Origin of the sequence: Pseudarthrobacter defluvii (genome assembly GCF_030323865.1) — a bacterium.
Classification (GTDB): Bacteria; Actinomycetota; Actinomycetes; order Actinomycetales; family Micrococcaceae; genus Arthrobacter; species Arthrobacter sedimenti.
Genome location: NZ_CP066362.1, coordinates 1,128,121 through 1,145,930, shown reverse-complemented (window position 1 = coordinate 1,145,930; position 17,810 = coordinate 1,128,121). Strand labels below are relative to the sequence as shown.

At 66.9% G+C, this 17,810-nt stretch carries 18 protein-coding genes; 12 read left to right on the top strand and 6 right to left on the bottom strand.

Features of this window, described 5'->3' with window-relative positions:
- Window positions 1–154: 154 nt before the first annotated feature.
- Both JCQ34_RS05380 and JCQ34_RS05375 read left to right on the top strand, forming a co-directional pair.
- The gene (locus JCQ34_RS05380; protein WP_286402692.1) at window positions 155–1,315 is read left to right on the top strand and encodes a glycosyltransferase family 4 protein; all 1,161 of its coding nucleotides are present in this window, start codon (window positions 155–157) and stop codon (window positions 1,313–1,315) included.
- Window positions 1,312–2,739 carry a UDP-glucose dehydrogenase family protein gene (locus JCQ34_RS05375; RefSeq protein WP_286402689.1) on the top strand — a complete coding sequence of 476 codons (1,428 nt, stop codon included), beginning with the start codon at window positions 1,312–1,314 and terminating at the stop codon, window positions 2,737–2,739. Before JCQ34_RS05380 ends, JCQ34_RS05375 begins: the two co-directional genes overlap by 4 nt.
- A 3-nt stretch (window positions 2,740–2,742) precedes the next feature.
- Here the strand turns inward: JCQ34_RS05375 and JCQ34_RS05370 are convergent, their stop codons facing one another.
- The gene (locus JCQ34_RS05370; RefSeq protein ID WP_286402687.1) at window positions 2,743–3,606 is read right to left on the bottom strand and encodes an HAD family hydrolase; all 864 of its coding nucleotides are present in this window, start codon (window positions 3,604–3,606) and stop codon (window positions 2,743–2,745) included.
- A gap of 298 nt (window positions 3,607–3,904) precedes the next feature.
- On the opposite strand from JCQ34_RS05370, the gene JCQ34_RS05365 reads away from it, so the two are divergent.
- Together JCQ34_RS05365 and JCQ34_RS05360 are read left to right on the top strand one after the other, a co-directional pair.
- Complete coding sequence (locus tag JCQ34_RS05365) at window positions 3,905–4,174, top strand: GlsB/YeaQ/YmgE family stress response membrane protein (protein ID WP_142130751.1); 270 nt, start codon at window positions 3,905–3,907, stop codon at window positions 4,172–4,174.
- A gap of 205 nt (window positions 4,175–4,379) precedes the next feature.
- A complete protein-coding gene (locus JCQ34_RS05360) occupies window positions 4,380–6,503 on the top strand; it encodes a sensor domain-containing phosphodiesterase (protein WP_286404311.1) in 2,124 nt (707 codons plus the stop codon).
- Window positions 6,504–6,520: 17 nt separating this feature from the next.
- Here the strand turns inward: JCQ34_RS05360 and JCQ34_RS05355 are convergent, their stop codons facing one another.
- Complete coding sequence (locus tag JCQ34_RS05355; protein ID WP_286402684.1) at window positions 6,521–6,943, bottom strand: hypothetical protein; 423 nt, start codon at window positions 6,941–6,943, stop codon at window positions 6,521–6,523.
- 225 nt (window positions 6,944–7,168) lie between these two features.
- Here JCQ34_RS05355 and JCQ34_RS05350 point away from each other — a divergent pair, with 225 nt between their 5' ends.
- Entirely contained in the window at window positions 7,169–7,720 is a 552-nt protein-coding gene (locus JCQ34_RS05350) for a dihydrofolate reductase family protein (RefSeq protein WP_286402682.1), read from the top strand.
- A gap of 10 nt (window positions 7,721–7,730) precedes the next feature.
- Here the strand turns inward: JCQ34_RS05350 and JCQ34_RS05345 are convergent, their stop codons facing one another.
- Entirely contained in the window at window positions 7,731–8,081 is a 351-nt protein-coding gene (locus tag JCQ34_RS05345; protein WP_286402680.1) for a DUF3846 domain-containing protein, read from the bottom strand.
- Between the two features lie 183 nt (window positions 8,082–8,264).
- Between JCQ34_RS05345 and rlmC the strand changes: the two genes are divergently transcribed.
- Window positions 8,265–9,392: a 23S rRNA (uracil(747)-C(5))-methyltransferase RlmC gene (gene rlmC, locus JCQ34_RS05340; protein ID WP_286402678.1), complete on the top strand. Its 1,128-nt coding sequence runs from the start codon at window positions 8,265–8,267 to the stop codon at window positions 9,390–9,392.
- A gap of 19 nt (window positions 9,393–9,411) precedes the next feature.
- On the opposite strand, the gene JCQ34_RS05335 is transcribed toward rlmC, so the two are convergent.
- Together JCQ34_RS05335 and JCQ34_RS05330 are read right to left on the bottom strand one after the other, a co-directional pair.
- Window positions 9,412–10,032 carry an FMN-binding negative transcriptional regulator gene (locus JCQ34_RS05335; RefSeq protein ID WP_286402676.1) on the bottom strand — a complete coding sequence of 207 codons (621 nt, stop codon included), beginning with the start codon at window positions 10,030–10,032 and terminating at the stop codon, window positions 9,412–9,414.
- Between the two features lie 19 nt (window positions 10,033–10,051).
- The gene (locus JCQ34_RS05330) at window positions 10,052–11,014 is read right to left on the bottom strand and encodes a DMT family transporter (RefSeq protein ID WP_286402674.1); all 963 of its coding nucleotides are present in this window, start codon (window positions 11,012–11,014) and stop codon (window positions 10,052–10,054) included.
- Between JCQ34_RS05330 and JCQ34_RS05325 the strand changes: the two genes are divergently transcribed.
- From JCQ34_RS05325 to JCQ34_RS05310, 4 genes are all read left to right on the top strand, one after another.
- Window positions 11,013–12,422 (top strand): PLP-dependent aminotransferase family protein, encoded by a 1,410-nt coding sequence (locus JCQ34_RS05325; RefSeq protein ID WP_286402673.1) that lies wholly within the window; start codon window positions 11,013–11,015, stop codon window positions 12,420–12,422. The genes JCQ34_RS05330 and JCQ34_RS05325 overlap by 2 nt on opposite strands.
- A gap of 165 nt (window positions 12,423–12,587) precedes the next feature.
- On the top strand, window positions 12,588–13,304 hold the full coding sequence (locus JCQ34_RS05320) for a GAF and ANTAR domain-containing protein (protein ID WP_286402672.1): 717 nt from the start codon (window positions 12,588–12,590) through the stop codon (window positions 13,302–13,304).
- Between the two features lie 9 nt (window positions 13,305–13,313).
- The gene (locus tag JCQ34_RS05315; protein WP_286402671.1) at window positions 13,314–13,661 is read left to right on the top strand and encodes a hypothetical protein; all 348 of its coding nucleotides are present in this window, start codon (window positions 13,314–13,316) and stop codon (window positions 13,659–13,661) included.
- 258 nt (window positions 13,662–13,919) lie between these two features.
- Window positions 13,920–14,585: a hypothetical protein gene (locus tag JCQ34_RS05310; RefSeq protein WP_350310808.1), complete on the top strand. Its 666-nt coding sequence runs from the start codon at window positions 13,920–13,922 to the stop codon at window positions 14,583–14,585.
- A gap of 8 nt (window positions 14,586–14,593) precedes the next feature.
- Here the strand turns inward: JCQ34_RS05310 and JCQ34_RS05305 are convergent, their stop codons facing one another.
- Window positions 14,594–15,418, bottom strand: a complete 825-nt coding sequence (locus tag JCQ34_RS05305) for an SDR family NAD(P)-dependent oxidoreductase (RefSeq protein ID WP_286402669.1) — start codon at window positions 15,416–15,418, stop codon at window positions 14,594–14,596.
- 256 nt (window positions 15,419–15,674) lie between these two features.
- On the opposite strand from JCQ34_RS05305, the gene JCQ34_RS05300 reads away from it, so the two are divergent.
- Both JCQ34_RS05300 and JCQ34_RS05295 read left to right on the top strand, forming a co-directional pair.
- Window positions 15,675–17,081 (top strand): gluconate:H+ symporter, encoded by a 1,407-nt coding sequence (locus JCQ34_RS05300; RefSeq protein WP_286402667.1) that lies wholly within the window; start codon window positions 15,675–15,677, stop codon window positions 17,079–17,081.
- Window positions 17,081–17,692 (top strand): gluconokinase, encoded by a 612-nt coding sequence (locus tag JCQ34_RS05295; RefSeq protein WP_142130762.1) that lies wholly within the window; start codon window positions 17,081–17,083, stop codon window positions 17,690–17,692. Before JCQ34_RS05300 ends, JCQ34_RS05295 begins: the two co-directional genes overlap by 1 nt.
- Window positions 17,693–17,810 lie beyond the last annotated feature (118 nt).

Below are 17,810 nucleotides of genomic sequence, written 5' to 3'. Positions count from 1 at the left end.
GCTGACTGCCCCACTACCGTAAGCATGCTTAGCATCGAATGCCAAGCCTACTTAGTAATTTTTTTTGGATCCGGATGCAGCTGTTCACCCCTGCTTCTCCTCCGGGTCATGCTTTCTCCCCCGTCATTTCAAGGAAGGCGCCCACGGTTGAGGGGTGAGGATCGCAATTGTCGCTGAATCATTTTTGCCGTTGATGAACGGTGTCACGCATTCCATCCTGCGGGTCCTGGACCATCTCCAGGAGCGGGGTGACGACGTCCTGGTCATCGCCCCTTCCGCCCATGACGGGGAGCCGGCCGTCCAGGTCAAAGGTGCCGAGGTGCACAGGCTTCCGGCGGTCCCGCTGGCCGGTTACACGAATGTCAGGGTGGCGTTGGGCGGTGTGTACCGGGTCAAGCGAATCCTTGCCGAGTACGCGCCCGACGTGGTGCATCTTGCCTCTCCCTTCGTGCTGGGATGGCGTGCGGCGCAGGCTGCCAGCCAGCTGGGAATTCCCACCGTGGCCGTCTACCAGACGGAGGTCCCCAGCTACGCCGCGCGTTACGGCGTTCCTTTCCTGGAGAACTGGGCCTGGACCAGGGTGGAGAACATCCACCTGCTGGCCACCCGCACCCTGGTGCCTTCCACGTTCGCGCTGAACCAGTTGCGCGGCCGGGGCATTCCGCGGGTCCGGATGTGGCGCCGCGGTGTGGATACCGCGCGGTTCTCGCCGGAAAAGCGCGACGACGGCTGGCGGGCTTCGGTGGCCCCCAACGGCGAGCGGATCATCGGCTACGTAGGCAGGCTCGCGGTGGAAAAGCAGGTGGAAGACCTCGCGGCCCTCGCCGGCATTCCCAACACACGGCTGGTGATTGTGGGGGACGGACCCCAGCGCCAGGCCCTCGAGACGGCACTTCCCGGCGCACTGTTCACCGGCTTCATGGGCGGTGAGGAACTGGCCCGGACGGTGGCATCGTTCGACCTGTTCGTCCACCCGGGCGAGTTCGAAACCTTCTGCCAGACCATCCAGGAGGCCATGGCATCGGGTGTGCCGGTGGTGGCTACAGGTCGGGGCGGCCCCTTGGACCTGGTGGAAAATTCACGGACCGGGTGGCTTTACAAACCGGGCGACCTCTCGGCCCTGCGCGCCCGGGTGCAGGACCTGATGGGTGACGACGCCAAGCGCCGGGCCTTCGCATCCGCCGCGCACGCCTCGGTCCAGGACAGGACATGGCCGGCGCTCTGCTCAGAACTGATCCACCACTACGAAGAAGCCATCGCGGCGGCCGGACCGGTGCCGGCAGGCTCAATCAACACCAAGGGAGCGAACCTTTGAAAATATCTGTGATCGGCTGCGGCTATTTGGGCGCCGTCCACGCCGCAACGCTGGCATCCATGGGCCACTCCGTAGTGGGCATCGACGTCGATCCCGGCAAGGTGCGGCAGCTGGCGCTGGGCACCGCGCCGTTCCACGAACCAGGGCTGGACGAACTCCTCCAGGACGGCCGCACCACCGGGAAGCTGCTGTTCTCCACGGACCCGGCGGACGCCAAGGATGCACAGGTGCACTTCCTCTGCGTGGGGACGCCGCAGGAAAAGACGTCCGACGCTGCCGACCTCACCTTCCTGGTCTCCGCAACGGAAGCGCTGCTTCCGCACCTGTCCGCGGGGGCCGTCGTCGTGGGCAAATCCACTGTCCCGGTTGGCACGGTGGACCTGCTGGGCGCCATCCTGGCGCCGCGGCCCGACGTGCTGCTTGGCTGGAACCCGGAATTCCTGCGGCAGGGCACGGCTGTGAAGGACTCGCTGGTGCCGGACCGGCTGGTGTACGGCGTGGAGGGCGGACGGTCCGCTGCCTTCAGCCCCGTCACCGGGTCGCCGGTGGGGGTGACCGCGGCGCTGGATGCTGTCTACGAACCGCTGCTGGCCGCCGGAATCCCCCGCCTGGTGTGCAGTTTCGCCACGGCCGAGTTGATCAAGTCCGCCGCCAACGCGTACCTGGCCACCAAAGTCAGCTTCATCAATGCGGTGGCCGAACTGTGCGATGCCGCCGGCGCGGACGTAAGCGAACTCAGCGCGGCGATGGGGCTGGACCCAAGGATCGGAAGCCGGTACCTGCATGCCGGCCTGGGCTTCGGCGGCGGCTGCCTGCCCAAGGACATCCGCAGCTTCCGCACCCAGGCGGCCACGCTGGGCGTATCCGCCGTGGAGGACTGGATGCGCCTGGTCGATGGCGTGAACCTCGGCCAGCGTGACCGGACCGTCAGGCTCGCGGCCGAGCTCTGCGGCGGGGCCCTGGCCGGACGATCAGTCACCGTCCTGGGCGCCTCCTTCAAGCCCGATACGGACGACATCCGCGACTCCCCCGCCCTCGATGTGGCGGACCGGCTGGCCGCTGCCGGGGCCCATGTGACGGTCACGGACCCCAAAGCGGTGAACCTTGCCTGGCGGCGCTATCCGCGCCTCCGCTTCGAGGCCTCCACGGAGAAGGCGCTCCAGGACGCCGAGCTGGTGCTGCTGCTCACCGAATGGGACGAATACCGGCGGCTGAGCCCAGCCCTCGCCGGGCGGCTGGTACGACGGCGGGTGGTCCTGGACGCGCGGAACGTCCTGGATGCGGAGGCCTGGCTGGAGGAGGGCTGGGTGGTGCGCGGCCTGGGGACCTCCGCCGGAACCTTGAGCCACGACACCCTGGGCACGGGCACCTTGGGCGCCGGCACTTTGAACGCCGGCACTTTGAATGCGGCTTCGGCACGCTGAGGCCTAGCCCAGGAGCCCCAACTCCGCGAAGGCCAGTGCCACGCCGTTGCCGGCAGGAGCAGCGGTGACCCTGTCCGCCACGGCCAGGACGGCGGGGTGGCCGCCCGCCACGGCAATGCCCACCCCCGCGTACTCAAGCATTTCGATGTCGTTGGCGCTGTCGCCGATGGCCACGATGTCCGCACGGTCCAGGCCAAGCCGGGCCTCCACCACCTGGATGCCCACGGCCTTGTGCGTGCCGGCCATGAAGATCTCCCCCGCACGCTCACCCAGGGCTGACAGCGAACTGGGGATCAGCCCCACCTTAGGGCCGAAGGTTTCCATCAGTCGGGTCAGCGGCACCGGTGAATCGAAGCACGAGATTTTGGCGTAGGACGTTGCCCGGAGGTCGTCGCTGTACTGCATCGGGCCCAGGATGTCCTCGAGCGGATCCACATCGGTGCTGAGGACCCCGTCGTGCTGTGGACGGCCGGCGAAGATGGGGCCCAGCACCTCCCGCAGCCGCCGGTCCACTCCCGTGCGGCCGTGCAGGGCCTCCGGAGCTTCCAGAATGTAGGCGGCGTGGTGGGCGTCCAGGGTTTCCACAATGCGTGCGGCGAGATCCGGCTCGAACCGCGCGTCCTTGAGGACCTCGCCGTCGACTTCCACCCTGGCTCCGGCGCCCGTGATGGTGCCGTCAAACCCGGCGTCCAGGATGTGTCCCGGGACCATCGACAAGGGGCGCCCGGTGCAGACAAAGACCAGGTGGCCCAGCTTCCGGGCCATTCGCACGGCGTCCACGTGCGCTTCCGGCGCTAAACCGTGGTCGGCGTAGGTGCCGTCGATGTCGAGGAAGATGGCACGGGGCCTGGCGGTTTGGCGGTGCATGCCTGCGCTCCTTGGTCTGTTGCCGGAGCTGCCATTTTATCTGCGGCCACAGGGCCGGCAGCAGGCCCAACCGCTGCCGGGCGCAGCGGAAAGGCGCGTTTTTGGGGCCGGGCAGCGGGCCCAGGCGGTGCAGCAGCGGGACCCGCAAGGGGATCTCCGCTTATAAGTTGCGCATTTCCGCCGGAAAAGTGACAGTCATCCTGTGATATTCAAAGCCTTGCAGAATAGTAAGCCTGCTGATTGACTATTCACACCGGAAATGGGGACCCGGCACAACTTACTGACAAGGAGTGGCAACATGGGCATTATCGGTTTTCTTATTTTGGGCCTGATTGCTGGAGCCATTGCAAAGGCCATCCTGCCGGGCCGGCAAGGTGGCGGTTGGCTGGTGACCATGGTCCTGGGCGTTGTCGGGGCCATCCTGGGCGGCTGGATCGGCTCGCTGATCTTTGGCGGCGGCCTGGCGGAATTCTTCGACCTCAGGACCTGGCTGCTGGCCATTCTCGGCTCGATCATTGTGCTGCTGATCTACGGCGCCGTCACCAACCGCAGCGGCCGCCGGGTGTAGCCCTTCGACATAATCCGTGAGAAAAGAAGCGCCGGACTCCGAAAAGGAGGCCGGCGCTTCTTACGTCCGCACGTGCAGTGCCAATTTGCAGTCCCGCTTTCCCGCCCTATTTCCGCCGCGGCCTTTATGATGGCGAAGGGGTGGTGCAATGACCGGTTTTCCAGACCGTGGCAACAATGTGGCATTACAAACTTTCGGCGTGGTCATGGACGCGAGTCCGGACGCGCTGTTGGCTTTGGTTGGTGACGGCACTGTCCTGGCGGCCAACCCTGCGGCGGCAAGGCTGTTTGGCCTTCAGCAGGACTCCTTCACCGGCCTGGACCACCGGATGCTGTTCGCGCCGGGATCCCGGGACCAGGTTGCCCAGCTACTGCACCAGATCCTCACCCGGCCCGGGGAGTTCGCACCGCCCAGGGACGTAACCGGGCTGCGCGGAGACGGGACAGAGTTCCCCCTGGAACTGGCCGCGGCGCTCCTTCCGGGACAGGAGCCGGCTGCCGACGCCGATGCCAACCCCGGCGGGGCGGATGCCGGCCGGGCAGAGCCCACACGGCTCCTGCTCTCAGCCCGCGGAACAGCGCACCGCGCAGCAGCGGACGCAAACCTGCGGGATGCGATGTCGCTGCTGACCGCGACCCTTGAGTCGACCGCCGACGGCATCCTGGTGATGGGCATCGACGGGCGGGTGGCCGGATTCAATGAAAAATTCCTGTCCATGTGGAGCCTCCCGCCCGAGATTCTGGAAGCGGACAGCGATGCCCCTGCGCTGCGGCTGGTCATGGCGCAGGTGGCAGACCCCGTATCGTTCACTGCGCGGCTGGGTGAACTCCAGGACGACCCCACCGCTGAGAGCCACGATGTGGTGGAACTGCGCGACGGGCGCACCTTCGAGCGCTATTCCCGGCCGCAGCGGGTGGGCGAGAAGATCGTGGGCCGGGTGTGGAGTTTCCGCGATGTGACTCCCCGGCGGAAAGCGCAGGAGCAGGCACACCGGGCCATGATGGACCTTGCAGTCCAGGCTGAAAAGCTGCGGGCCATGGCGTTCCAGGACCCGCTGACAGGGCTCGCGAACAGGGCTGTGTTCAACGATGCCCTGGCCGAGGCGCTGCAGGAACCCCGGCTGAAAACAGTGGATGTCCTGCTCCTTGACCTGGACGACTTCAAGGAAGTCAACGACATCCTTGGCCACCAGGCAGGCGACGACATGCTCATCGAAGTGGCCCGCCGGCTCCGCGGGTGCGTCCCCACAGCGGATGTGGTGGCCAGGCTTGGCGGTGACGAATTCGTGGTGCTCCTGACGGCCTGCCCCGATGCGGACGCGATCGCGGCATGTATTGTCCGCTGCCTGCACGTCCCCGTGACCATCAGCGGCACCGTCCTCCGGCCCAGCCTCAGCCTGGGGGTCGCCTCGCTGGGCCAGGACAGCGTGGGTCCCTCGGAACTGCTGCGGCACGCCGATATTGCCATGTACGCGGCCAAAGCTGCGGGCAAAAACCGGTTCCTGCGCTTCCACCCGGACATGATGCAGGCACTGGTGCAGCGCACGCACATGGAGAGCGGGCTGCAGCTGGCCGTCCCGCGCGGCGAGATCACCGTTGACTTCCAACCGATCGTCTCCCACCGCATGGGCCAGGTGGTCCAGCTGGAGGCGCTGGCCCGGTGGGACCGCGGCGGCGAGCGGGTGCCGCCGTCGATCTTCATTCCACTGGCCGAGCGCACCGGGCTGATCGGCGAGATCGGAGCCGAAGTGATGGCATCGGGCATGGTGCAGCTGGCCCGCTGGCTCAGCGAGGATCCGTCCCGGTCACTGGCCGTGAACGTTTCCGGGGTCCAGTTGCAGGAACCGGATTTCGCCGAGGCTGTGCTGCGGCTGGCGGAGGCGAGCGGCGTGGCGCCCTACCAGCTGGTCATGGAAGTCACCGAGAGCGTCTTTTTCGACGCCGACTGCAGCCTGATCCAGCAGCTGAGCACCCTGCGGGACGCCGGAGCCCGCGTGGCGCTGGACGATTTCGGCACCGGCTATTCCTCCCTCGGCCGGCTGCAGGACCTGCCAGTGGACACCGTCAAGATCGACAAGACCTTCGTGTCCATGGTGCGGACCGGCAACGAGCGGCTGCCCATCCTCAGCTCGATGATCAACATGGCACATAGCCTGGGCCTGACCGTTACCGCGGAAGGAATCGAGACCGCGGCACAGGCTGACTACCTGACGGCGCTGGAATGCGATTCACTGCAGGGCTACCTGTTTTCGCTGCCGGAACCGGGCGAACGCCTTGGCCAGGCGCTCCACCACGCGGAAGAGGCCCTGAACGCCCTGAAGGGGCGATGAGCGGAACCGCTTTGGAGTTAGGCTGCTTCCTTGCGGCCGGGGCGCGGCTTGGTGGACCCAGGTGCGGAACCCTTGGGCGGTGCCGGCTCGGCAGGTGCGGAGGCACAGGAAGTGACAGGGTCCGACGTCGCCGTCTCGTCAAATTGCCCGGCGGCAGGTTCGGTTCCGGTTGCCGCAAAGGCGGCAGATGCCGGGGCAGCGGCGCGGTTGCGGCGCCAGCGGCGGATGAGGTCGGCGGCGGCGAGCAGCCCTGCGAGGGGGGTCAGCACGGCGGACGCATAGACGAAGAGCATCCAGGTCAGCGTGGTCAGCGGCGGCTGGTTGTTGTTGAGCAGGGACAGCCCGCCAAGCAGGCCGACGATCCAGAACAGCAGAACGGCTGTCAGCACGGCACCGGCGGGGAAATACTGGTTGGTCACGACTTTTTTCAGGGTTTCCATGCACTTCCTCCTGCCTGGCCGGGGGGATCGGCAAAAGCCGTTCAAAGACAAGTATGGGGCCCGGTCAGCACGAAACCGGGTAAGACGACACGGCGAGTGATGAACCTAACGCAGCCACCCGCCGTCGTACGTATCCCTGGTCCGAAAAGGCGGCCCGGAAACCCTTCCCCCAACGGAAACCGCCTAATACCGTAAAGCCTGTCCGCTCGACTTATGGAGGCTCCCATGCGCAATGTCACCGCCGGCCTGTTCCACTCCGTGGACGGGGTGGTGTCCGAACCTTTCAAGTTCCAGTTCGACAGCTTCGACGAGGAGCTGGGCGAAGGACTGACCAGGATGATGAACAACGTGGACACCGTGGTGCTGGGCCGCGTCAGCTACCAGGAGTGGGCGGACTACTGGCCGAACGCCTCCACGGACCAGGACTTTGCGGCCTTCATCAACCCGGTGGAGAAGTTCGTTGCCTCGCGCACGCTGACCGAACCGCTGGAGTGGCAGAACTCCCAGCTGATGGATGCGCCGCTTGAGGAGTTCGTGGCTGGTTTGAAGGAGCGCGACGGCGGGGAAATCGCCGTGTGCGGAAGCATCTCCGTGGTGCGGCAGCTGCTGTTCGCCGGGCTGCTGGACTCGCTGCAGCTGATGACCCACCCGGTCATCGCCGGAAGCGGCCGCCGGCTCTTCGAGGACGGAGACCCGCTGACCCGCCTGGTGCTCCAGGACCAGAAGACCACCAGCAAGGGCAACGTGCTCAGCACCTACGGGGTGCGCGGCGAGTAGCCGGGCCGGGTTAGGCGGCCAGCGGCGAGCCGAACAATTCCTCGGCCAGCCGTGCCAGGTGCTCCGGGATATCGGCTTCCGCCCCGTGTTCGCCGCGCCCCAGGAAGACGGCGGTGCCGCGGATGCCGTCAAGGTCCAGGCCGCATTCGTGCATCAACTGCCCCGCCCGGAAGTTGACCGGCAGGAGCATGCTGACGCTTTCGGCATTCAGGTAAACGTGCCAGTCACCGCGGATCACCGACTCCAGCGGGCCACCCACCAGGGCTTCCAGTGCCTGCAGGTCCGCTGCCACCTGCTCGATGCGCATGGGTTCTGAATTGCCGGCCGGTACTACAAGTGCTGTGTAAGTTCTGTTGTCCATCGTTCTGTCTCCAATGGGTTTAACACCTGGCGAGACAGCGGTGTTCCCGGGGAGCTAGGCGTGGGCCGCCAGGCTGGCGATGTCCCGGGGCGTGGTCCGGCACCCCTTGGAAACGTCCGACGACGGCGCTCGCCCAGCGCCGTCGTCGGACCTTCCACACGGGGCGCGTAAAATGGAGCAGTCATGCACTGTTCCTACTTTGATGCCGGCACCTGCCGCTCCTGCACCCAGATGGGCAGGCCGTACGGCGAACAGCTGGCTGGCAAGCAGGCGCACTGCCAGACCCTCCTCTCCGAACACACGGACCTCGAGTGGCTGGAGCCCGTGGCCAGCCAGGAGTCCGGCTTCCGCAACAAGGCCAAGATGGTCATCGGCGGGACGGCGCAGAACCCCACCATCGGAATCCTCGACGCCGACGGCCACGGAGTGGACCTGCGCAAGTGCGGCGTCTGCTCCCCCGGCCTGCGCGCCGTCTTCCCGGTCCTGGCCGGCTTCATCCGCCGGCTTCGCCTCACGCCCTACGACGTTCCCAAGCGCACCGGCGAACTCAAGCACGTCATCCTCACCGAGTCCCCGGACGGCGAGGTGATGCTCCGCCTGGTGCTGCGCTCCGAACAGGTGCTGCCGCGCATCCGGAAGCACCTGCCGGAGCTCCTGGCGGCGCTGCCGCAGGTGAAGGTGGTCTCGGCCAACCTGCTCCCCGAGCACAAGGCAGTCCTGGAAGGCGAGCGCGAGATCCTGCTGACGGAGCAGTCCACCCTGGAGATGCGCGTCAACGGCATCAACCTGCACCTGCGCCCGCAGAGCTTCTTCCAGACCAACACGGAAATGGCCGGGGCGCTGTACCGGCAGGGCCGTGACTGGATCAACGAGCTGGCCCCCGCCTCGGTCTGGGACCTGTACTGCGGCGTGGGCGGCTTCGCCCTGCACAGCGCCGCCCCATCCCGCACGGTGACCGGCATCGAGGCCAGCAGTGAAGCGATCGTCTCCGCCCGGCTCAGCAGCGACGAGGCAGGGCTGGAGGGGATGCAGTTCCAGGCCGGCGATGCCACCGCGTTCGCCCTCGCCGCGGAGCAGTCGCCGCAGCTGGTGATCGTGAACCCGCCCCGGCGCGGCATCGGCAAGGAGTTGTGCGGCTGGCTGGAATCATCGGACGTGCAGCACGTGGTGTACTCCAGCTGCAATGCCCAGTCGCTGGCGCGCGACCTGGCCGCCCTCCCGTCCTTCACCGCACGGCGCGCCCGGGTGCTGGACATGTTCCCGCAGACCACGCACTACGAGGTGATGGTGCTGCTGGAGCGGACTGCGTAGGCATCAACGTTCGGCAGGCTCAGGAGCGGGCGCGTTCGACCGCGGCCGCGCTGGCTTCCCGCCCGATGCTCCGGAGCCCGGCAGCCACCCCTTCAGCGTCGGCGGCCGAGCGGTTCTGGCTCAGTTTCTCCTTCGCGTCGATCCGGGTAATCACCAGCTCCACGCCCACAATGGCCCGCAGCTGCCCGGCGATGTACTTCTCAGGGGCATCGTCCACAGCCCACGGATCCTCCCGCCCGCCCTCGTGCAGCCCGGTCAGGTGCCGGACATGCCGCCCCAGCCAGCCGGCGTCGTCGTGGACCACCAGTTCGCCGTACACGTGCGCGGTGCTGTAGTTCCAGGTGGGCACCACCCGGCCGTGCCCGGCCTTCGAGGCGTACCAGGACGGTGAGATGTAGTCGTCCGGCCCCTGGATGATGGCGAGCGCCTCGCCTAGTGGCGCGAGAGACCATTGCGGGTTGTTGCGCGCCATGTGGGCCTGCAGCGCCCCGTATCTCCCTATCGCGGGGTTGAAGGCGAAGGGCAGCAGCGTTGCGAGCAGGCCCTGGTCCGTCATGGTCACCAGGTTGGCTGCGCGGGGACTTGCCAGGAGGTTCTGGACGGCTTGTGGGCTTGCGGCAAAGAGGGCAGGAATGTACATGTCGAAGTCCTTTCGGTGGTCAGGAGATTGGTTTGATCCGGACGCGGACGGCTGCGGCTGCGCAGAGGATGACGGCAAGGGCGCCGATGACGGTGGTCCAGGTAATGGCCTCGCCCAGCAGGAGGGCCGCCCAGCAGATGCTCATCACGGGCTGGAGCAGCTGGATTTGGCTCACCTGCGCCATGGGACCGGCGGCCAGGCCGCGGTACCAGGCAAAGAAGCCCAGGAACATGCTCACCACGGCAAGGTAGCCGAACGCGGCCCACTGGACGGGGGTGGCCGACGGCGGCTGGTCCAGGAGGGAAACCAGGGCCAGGACCAGCATGGCCGGCGCGGCGAGGACCAGCGCCCACGCGATGGTCTGCCATGATCCCAGATCGCGGGCCAGCAAGCCGCCTTCCGCATACCCCAGCGCCGCACAGGCCACGGCGCCGAGCAGCAGGAGATCGGCCCAGTGCAGGTGCCCCACTCCGCCGGACTGCAGGAACGCGAAAGACACCGCTGCCAGCGAGCCGAGCAGCATCACCGCCCAGAAGGCGGGTCGCGGCCGCTCACCGGTGCGCAGGATGGCCGCCGTTGCAGTGGCGGCCGGCAAGAGGGCGATGACCACCGCCCCGTGACCCGCAGGGACGGCGGTAAGTGCATACGAGGTGAGCAGCGGGAAGCCGACGACGACGCCCGCGGCCACGAGTGCGAGGCGCAGCCATGTGCGGGGTTGCGGCAGCCGTTGGCGGGTGAGGGCCAGGGCTGCGGCGGCGAGGATTGCCGCCACCACGGCACGGCCGGAACCGATGAACAGCGGCGGGATTCCGGCGACGGCTACCCGGGTGAAGGGAATGGTGAAGGAGAAGGCCGCAACACCCAGGAGGCCCCACCAGATTCCGGTGGCTCTGCGGACTGCAGCGGAACTATTGAGTCCACCGCTGTCGGGCGGCAGTACCACTGGGTCATCCACGTCAGTAGCGCTACTATGTTCTTTCATGAATAACGATAGCAGCTCGCGGATCGTTGTGGCACTCCGCGGCTGGATTTCGAACGTCGCCCCGGGAGCCCGGCTGCCGTCCACGCGGCAACTGGTGGCCGAGTACCAGGCCAGCCCCGTAACGGTGCAAAAGGCGCTCCAGGCGCTGACCGCGCAGGGGCTGATCGACAGCCGGCCGGGCGTGGGAACGTTCGTCCGGGCCGTGCGCACCGCACGGCCGTCGGACTATGGCTGGCAAACCGCTGCGCTGCGGCCGCCGTCGTCCCCGCTGCCGCCGTCGTCGAGCACCATGCGCAACGTTCCCGGCGACGCCATCTGGTTCCACTCCGGCTACCCGGACCGCGAACTGCTGCCCGAGCGGCTGGTCCGCTCCGCCCTGGCCCGCGCCGCGCGCGGCGACGCCGCCCTGTCCAGGCCACCCGCTGCCGGCATGCCCGAACTGCAGCAATGGTTCGCCCAGGAACTGGGATCAGCGACACCGGTGGGCATCACTCCCCCGACGCCGAATGACGTCATTGTGCTGCCGGGAAGCCAAAGCGGACTCAGCTCCATCTTCCGGGCGCTGGTGGGTGCCGGCCAGCCGCTGCTCATCGAGTCTCCGTCCTACTGGGGCGCCATCCTGGCTGCGGCCCAGACCGGCGTGCGGCTGGTTCCGGTGCCCAGCGGGCCGGAGGGACCGGACCCGGCGGACGTGGAGCGTGCCTTTGCCGAGACCGGAGCGCGCGCCTTCTACGTGCAGCCAAACTATTCGAATCCCGCCGGTAGCCAGTGGTCCCGGGGCCGTGGCGACGAGGTGCTGGAGGTGGCACGCCGGCACGGCGCGTTTTTGGTGGAGGACGACTGGGCGCACGATTTCGGCATTGCCTCGGACCCGATGCCGCTGGCCATCAGGGATGATGCTGGCCATGTGGTGTACATCCGGTCCCTGACCAAGAGCGTTTCCACCGCCATCCGCGTCGCTGCCGTGATCGCGCGCGGACCGGCGCGGGAACGAATCCTGGGCCACCGGGCCGCCGAGTCCATGTACGTGAGCGGGCTGCTGCAGGCGGCGGCGTTGGACGTGGTGACCCAGCCCGGCTGGCAAACACACCTGCGCAGCCTGCGACAGCAGCTCCAGTCGCGCCGGGACCTGCTGGCCACCAGCGTCCGCGAGCACGTGCCACAGGCCCACATCGATAACCTGCCCAAGGGCGGACTCAACCTGTGGGTGCGCCTGCCGGACACCACCGATCTTCCCCGCCTGGTGCGGGACTGCGGAGACGCCGGTGTCATCATTGCCGCCGGCACTGAGTGGTTTCCTGCCGAACCGGCGGGGGCCTTCATCCGGCTCAACTATTCAGGCCCGAACCCGGGCGCCTATTTGCAGGGAGCGCGGATCATCGGCGAGGCACTGGCGCGGCAGGGCTAAGCAGGGCGTTGCGGGCAGGTGCATCCGTAACGGAAGGGACTAGTGTTTTCATCAAAGGCACAACCGCGCCACGCACTTTGACCTGCTCTTGCCGTTCCGATGGGAAGAGCCGGCCAACCTTTCATCCAGCAGTCTCGGCGTCGGGGCACGAATAGGTGATCAACTATGGACAACTCCCTACCGCTGGCCGATGAACTGGCCAAGCTCACGGGTCAAGCCGCTGGCGGCTTCCTTACCGAGGAGAGCGCGTCCAAGTCTGTTCAGTCCCTGGCCTACGCCCTCCGCGATTCGATCCCTAACGCGGTAGGCGCCGGTGCTTCAATCATCAACGCCCGTGGGCGCAGGGAAAGTGCCGGTGCCACCGATCCCTTCGTTCTCCAGGCAGACAAGCTGCAGTATGAACTGGGACAGGGACCGTGCCTGAGCGCATGGGCCGAACAGCGGGCCATCATAATCCAGGACACCGCGCAGGAGACCCGCTGGCCCAGGTGGACTGCTGCGATTGCGGGCCTTCCGCTGCGGTCCGTGCTCAGTGCCCCGCTGACCACTGAGGGAAGGCGGATCGGTGCGCTAAAGGTGTACTCGCCGTCGCCCATGGCTTTCGATGATCATTCCGTCTTCCTGATTGAGCGGCTGGCCGGGCCTGCGGCCGCCCTGCTCGGCAGCGTGCGGGACCGGGAGGCAACACAACGGCTGAGCGCGCAACTCGTGGAGGCCCTTGCCAACAGGGACATGATCTCGCAGGCCCAGGGCATCCTGATGGAGCGGCTGGGCATTGTCTCCCGCGAGGCCCTGGAAGTGTTGCTGGCCGCCTCCCGGAAAGAGGGCAGGCCACTGCAGGAGATAGCACGCGGGATCCTCGACGGTACCTCCGGCGAGTAGGACCGCCCTGTGGACGAATCAGCCAGCCCTTCAAAGCAGGCGCAGGCAACCCGCGAAGCCATGCAGGAATCCGGGATAACCCTCAGTGCAGTCTGGATGCGCTATTTCAGTTTCACGGGGGCGGCCGGCGAGTACGAGATTGACGCCTACCTCAATGGATCGCTGGAACTGCCTTCCCATGAACGGGACCTCGTGGCGCATGCGGTCAACGAACTCATCAAGGAGCTGCCGCCCCGCCGTATGGCGCCCTACAGCCCCAACGGCAAGAAGCCCGGCCACGGCCCGGACCCAACGCACGACGGGGCGAAGGGTGCACCGCACAGCGAATCCCCGGACGGGTCACAGGACGGAAATTGACGCCAACCCGCCGTCTCTGAGGGTTGCCCAAGGAATAAATCAAGATTTGCGCTTAACCCAGTTCTCCCCCCCGGGGATGTGTCTTCCTGGCGGCGTGAAGAGGGCAGGGAAAAGTTGTGGAAGCCGGGCATAGTTGTCCCCCAAATGCGTGTGCTGGATGCGGATGCACGGCCAGCGTAGCTTCGTCCGCCCCCGGCAGTATCTTCACTGCGGAAGGGGACCAGTAAGGCGAAGGGCGCCGGGGCCGCTGCCGCCGTCGTGCTTCTCCTGGCCGGCTGCGGCGCACCCCAGGCCGCGCTGACCTCCGCTGCCGGACCCGCCACCGACGCTGCCTCCGCAACCCCCACGGCGACTCCCACCGCCAGCGCCCGCGTCGCCAACACGCCGTGCACGGCTGTCAACGCCCAGCAGGTCGCTGGCGGCACGAGCTACGTATGCACCAAGGACGAGTCCGGCAGGCTGGTGTGGCTCGAAGCCGCCGAATCCAAGCGGGTTACCGACAAGATCGCCGCCGCGGAGGCAGCGAAAGCGGCGGCAGACAAAGCAGCAGCGGAGAAGGCGGCGGCAGACAAAGCGGCCGCCGATAAAGCCGCGGCAGACAAGGCAGCAGCAGACAAGGCCGCTGCCGACGCTGCAGCAGCCCAGCAGGCCGCCGAGGCGAAGGCGGCCCAGGAGGCGGCAGCAAAGGCAGCCGCGGAGGCAGCTGCGAAGGCCGCCGCCCCTCCGGCTCGCGTGGCACCAGCCGTTCCGGGGACCAATCCGGGCTGCGACCCCAACTATTCAGGCTGCGTCCCTATCGCCTCCGACGTGGACTGCGCCGGCGGAAGCGGCAACGGACCTGCCTACGTCCGCGGGCCGGTCCAGGTCATTGGCCGGGACATCTACGGGCTGGACGCGGACCACGACGGCGTGGGCTGCGAATAACGGCCTGTTCAGGTGAACGCCTTGACCAGTTCCCCGCTCTTCTCCCACAGTCCGCGCGCCAGCACGGCGGCGTACGCCTGGGGGCTGGCCTTGGCCAGTGCGCGTTTGGCGTAGTAGGCGCCGGAAATCCAGTCCGTGCCCGCGGTGCCGTTGATGAGCCACAGCATCGTGTCGGCACCCTGGTCAGGGCTGAGCATGAACCGGTTCAGCAGCGTTGTGTACACGTGCCGGAAGGGGCTTGAAGACTCCGCCGCGAAGTTGGTGCGGACCACGCCGGGGTGGAACGCCGCCGTCGTAATGCCCTCTTCGTGGAAGCGGCGGTGCAGCTCGGAGGTGAACAGGATGTTGGCCAGCTTGCCGGTGCCGTAGGCCCGGTTGGTGCTATAGCCGTGCTCAGCCGCGAGGTCGAAGAGGTCCAGCTTGCCGAAGTTATTGGCGGCGCTGGAGGTGTTGATCACCTTCGCCTTGCTGGCGGTGAGCGTGTCCATGAGGAGGGTGGTGAGCAGGAACGGCGCCAGGTGGTTGACCTGGAACGTGGATTCGTTGCCGTCCACGGTGAGGGTGCGCTTGCCCATGATGCCACCGGCGTTGTTGGCCAGGACGTCGATGCGCGGGTAGTTGGCCTTCAGTTTCTCCGCGAGGTCGCGGACCTGTGCCAGTTCGGCGAAGTCGGCCAGGTAGTGGTCCGCGCCGATGTCTCCGGCCAGGGCGCGGGTCTTTTCCGAGGACCGGCCGACGACGACCACCTGCTCCCCTGCCTTGGCCAGCGTCCGTGCCGCTGCCGCTCCGATGCCGTCGCTGGCGCCGGTAATCACAATGGTGCGAGGAGTCAAGGGGTGTCCTTCGGTCGGCGGGCGGCGCACCGGCGTGGCGCACCAACGGGCATAACGACGGCGACGCGGCAGGTGTTCCCACCAGCCACGTCAGGGCCACCCGCAGTTGGCTCTTTCAGCTGGCGCGGGAGCTGCTGGAGCGTTGCGTGGAGTTCATATAAGTAGGACATATTCAGTACGGTGGTGTCATACGTCATACTTATTACGGCACGCCACCAGTTTCGTTGGCGGCCGTACCCCACATCGAGGAAGCAACATGCAATCCCTTCTCCTTCCCGCCGCCACAGAGCCGTGGAACGGACACGATACGCAACTGGTCGTGGTCGCTGCCATCGGCATTGCGCTGATCGTTTTCCTGATCGTCAAACTCAAACTCCACCCGTTCCTCTCGCTGGTCCTTGGATCGGCGTTTGTTGGCCTCGCCTCCGGGGTCGAACTGGGCAAGGTCGTCAGCAACTTCGAAGACGGCGTCGGTGGCACGCTGAAAGAAGTTGGCCTGCTGATCGCGCTCGGCGCCATGCTGGGCAAACTGTTGGCAGACTCCGGGGGCGCCAACCGGGTGGTGGACACCCTGCTTGGCAAAGTCTCCCCGAAAGTCCTGCCCTGGGCCATGGCACTGGTGGCCGTCATCATCGGTTTGCCGATGTTCTTCGAAATCGGCCTTGTGCTGCTGCTTCCTGTCATCGTCCTGGTGGCCCAGCGCTCCGGCCGGAAGCTGATGCGCGTTGCCATTCCCGCCCTCGCTGGCCTCTCGGTCCTGCACGGCCTGGTCCCGCCGCACCCCGGCCCGCTCGTGGCCATCTCCAGCCTCAACGCCCCGCTGGGCATCACCCTGGCCCTCGGCCTCCTGATCGCCATTCCCACCGTCATCATCTGCGGTCCGCTGTTCGCCATCTACGCTGCGCGCTGGGTGCCGGTGGATGCACCCAAGGTGGCCGGCGGCATCGACACCGAACACACCCAGGCCGACCCCGACGTTAAACGCCAGCCGACCTTCCTCGTGACCCTGCTGACCATCGTCTTCCCTGTGGTGCTGATGCTCCTCAAGGCCGTAGTGGACATCGTTGACCCCAACTCCAAGAACCCCAGCGCGGCCCGCGTCTTCTTTGACTTCATCGGTGAACCGCTGGTGGCCATGACCCTCGCAGTCCTGCTGGCCCTGGTGACGTTCGGCTATGCCGTCGGCTTCACCGGCACCAAGATCGGAAGCAAGATCGGCGCGTCGGTGGGCCCCATCGCGGCGGTGATCCTGATCGTGGGTGCAGGTGGCGGATTCAAGCAGACCCTCATCGGAGCCGGAGTGGGCGATGCCGTTGCCAAGTGGGCCACCGGAGCCAACATCTCCGTCCTGGTCCTGGGCTTCCTCATCGCGGTCGCAATCCGGCTCGCAACCGGTTCAGCCACCGTGGCAACGGTGACGGCGGCAGGCATTGTTGCGCCCTTGGCGGCAAGCCTCTCCCCCGGCCACGCAGGCCTGCTCGTCCTCGCTGTCGGCGCTGGCTCCTTGTTCCTCTCCCACGTGAACGACGCCGGTTTCTGGCTGGTCAAGGAACTCTTTGGCCTGAGCGTAGGCCAGACATTCAAAACGTGGTCCGTCATGGAAACCCTCATCTCCGTGGTCGGATTCGCCCTGGTCATGATCCTCTCAGTGGTGATCCCTTGATGGACGCCGCACCCACCCCCGAGTCCGTCCAGCAGCCGGTTCTCGTCATCATGGGCGTGTCCGGGTCGGGCAAGTCGACGGTGGCAGGCATCCTTGCGGGCCAGCTCGGCTGGGACCTGGAGGAAGGCGACGACCTGCACCCAGCCGAAAACGTGGCAAAGATGGCCTCCGGGATCCCCCTGACGGACGAAGACCGCTGGCCCTGGCTGGACACCATCGCCTCGTGGATCATTGAGCATACGATGGCTGGAATACCGGGCATCATCACCTGCTCGGCGCTGAAGAAGATCTACCGGGACCGGCTCCGCGAGAAGAACGTCGTTTTCGTGCATCTGTCCGGCTCCAAGGAACAGATCGGCCGGCGGCTGACGGCACGGATGGACCACTACATGCCCCCGTCACTGCTGGATTCGCAGATCGCCACCCTTGAGCCGCCGGGACCGGATGAAAACACCATCGTGGTGGACGTGGGGCGGACTCCCGCTGAGGAAGCCGCCGAGGTTGTCAGGCGCCTGGGCCTCTCTCCGGCTTCCGGATCGAGCGCACTGGGCCATCCACACCCCGGCCGGTCGTCCGCGGCAGGTCAGCCCGGGGAGCCGGCTGGCGCCTAGGCCTGTCCGCACCGGAAGGCCGCCAGTGCCGGCGTGCCCGGTTGGAGCAAACGCCCCAACCGGGCACGGAACCCGGGACTTCCAGCACACGTGGGTTAATAAAAAAGCAGGGCCTGCC

What these genes read in the sequence shown, in the direction of transcription:
- JCQ34_RS05370 (WP_286402687.1), bottom strand. Translation starts at nt 3,606, where the DNA reads ATGCACCGCCAAACCGCCAGGCCCCGTGCCATCTTCCTCGACATCGAC.
- JCQ34_RS05365 (WP_142130751.1), top strand. Translation starts at nt 3,905, where the DNA reads ATGGGCATTATCGGTTTTCTTATTTTGGGCCTGATTGCTGGAGCCATT.
- JCQ34_RS05360 (WP_286404311.1), top strand. Translation starts at nt 4,380, where the DNA reads ATGGACGCGAGTCCGGACGCGCTGTTGGCTTTGGTTGGTGACGGCACT.
- JCQ34_RS05355 (WP_286402684.1), bottom strand. Translation starts at nt 6,943, where the DNA reads ATGGAAACCCTGAAAAAAGTCGTGACCAACCAGTATTTCCCCGCCGGT.
- JCQ34_RS05350 (WP_286402682.1), top strand. Translation starts at nt 7,169, where the DNA reads ATGCGCAATGTCACCGCCGGCCTGTTCCACTCCGTGGACGGGGTGGTG.
- JCQ34_RS05345 (WP_286402680.1), bottom strand. Translation starts at nt 8,081, where the DNA reads ATGGACAACAGAACTTACACAGCACTTGTAGTACCGGCCGGCAATTCA.
- rlmC (WP_286402678.1), top strand. Translation starts at nt 8,265, where the DNA reads ATGCACTGTTCCTACTTTGATGCCGGCACCTGCCGCTCCTGCACCCAG.
- JCQ34_RS05335 (WP_286402676.1), bottom strand. Translation starts at nt 10,032, where the DNA reads ATGTACATTCCTGCCCTCTTTGCCGCAAGCCCACAAGCCGTCCAGAAC.
- JCQ34_RS05325 (WP_286402673.1), top strand. Translation starts at nt 11,013, where the DNA reads ATGAATAACGATAGCAGCTCGCGGATCGTTGTGGCACTCCGCGGCTGG.
- JCQ34_RS05330 (WP_286402674.1), bottom strand. Translation starts at nt 11,014, where the DNA reads ATGAAAGAACATAGTAGCGCTACTGACGTGGATGACCCAGTGGTACTG.
- JCQ34_RS05320 (WP_286402672.1), top strand. Translation starts at nt 12,588, where the DNA reads ATGGACAACTCCCTACCGCTGGCCGATGAACTGGCCAAGCTCACGGGT.
- JCQ34_RS05300 (WP_286402667.1), top strand. Translation starts at nt 15,675, where the DNA reads ATGCAATCCCTTCTCCTTCCCGCCGCCACAGAGCCGTGGAACGGACAC.
- JCQ34_RS05295 (WP_142130762.1), top strand. Translation starts at nt 17,081, where the DNA reads ATGGACGCCGCACCCACCCCCGAGTCCGTCCAGCAGCCGGTTCTCGTC.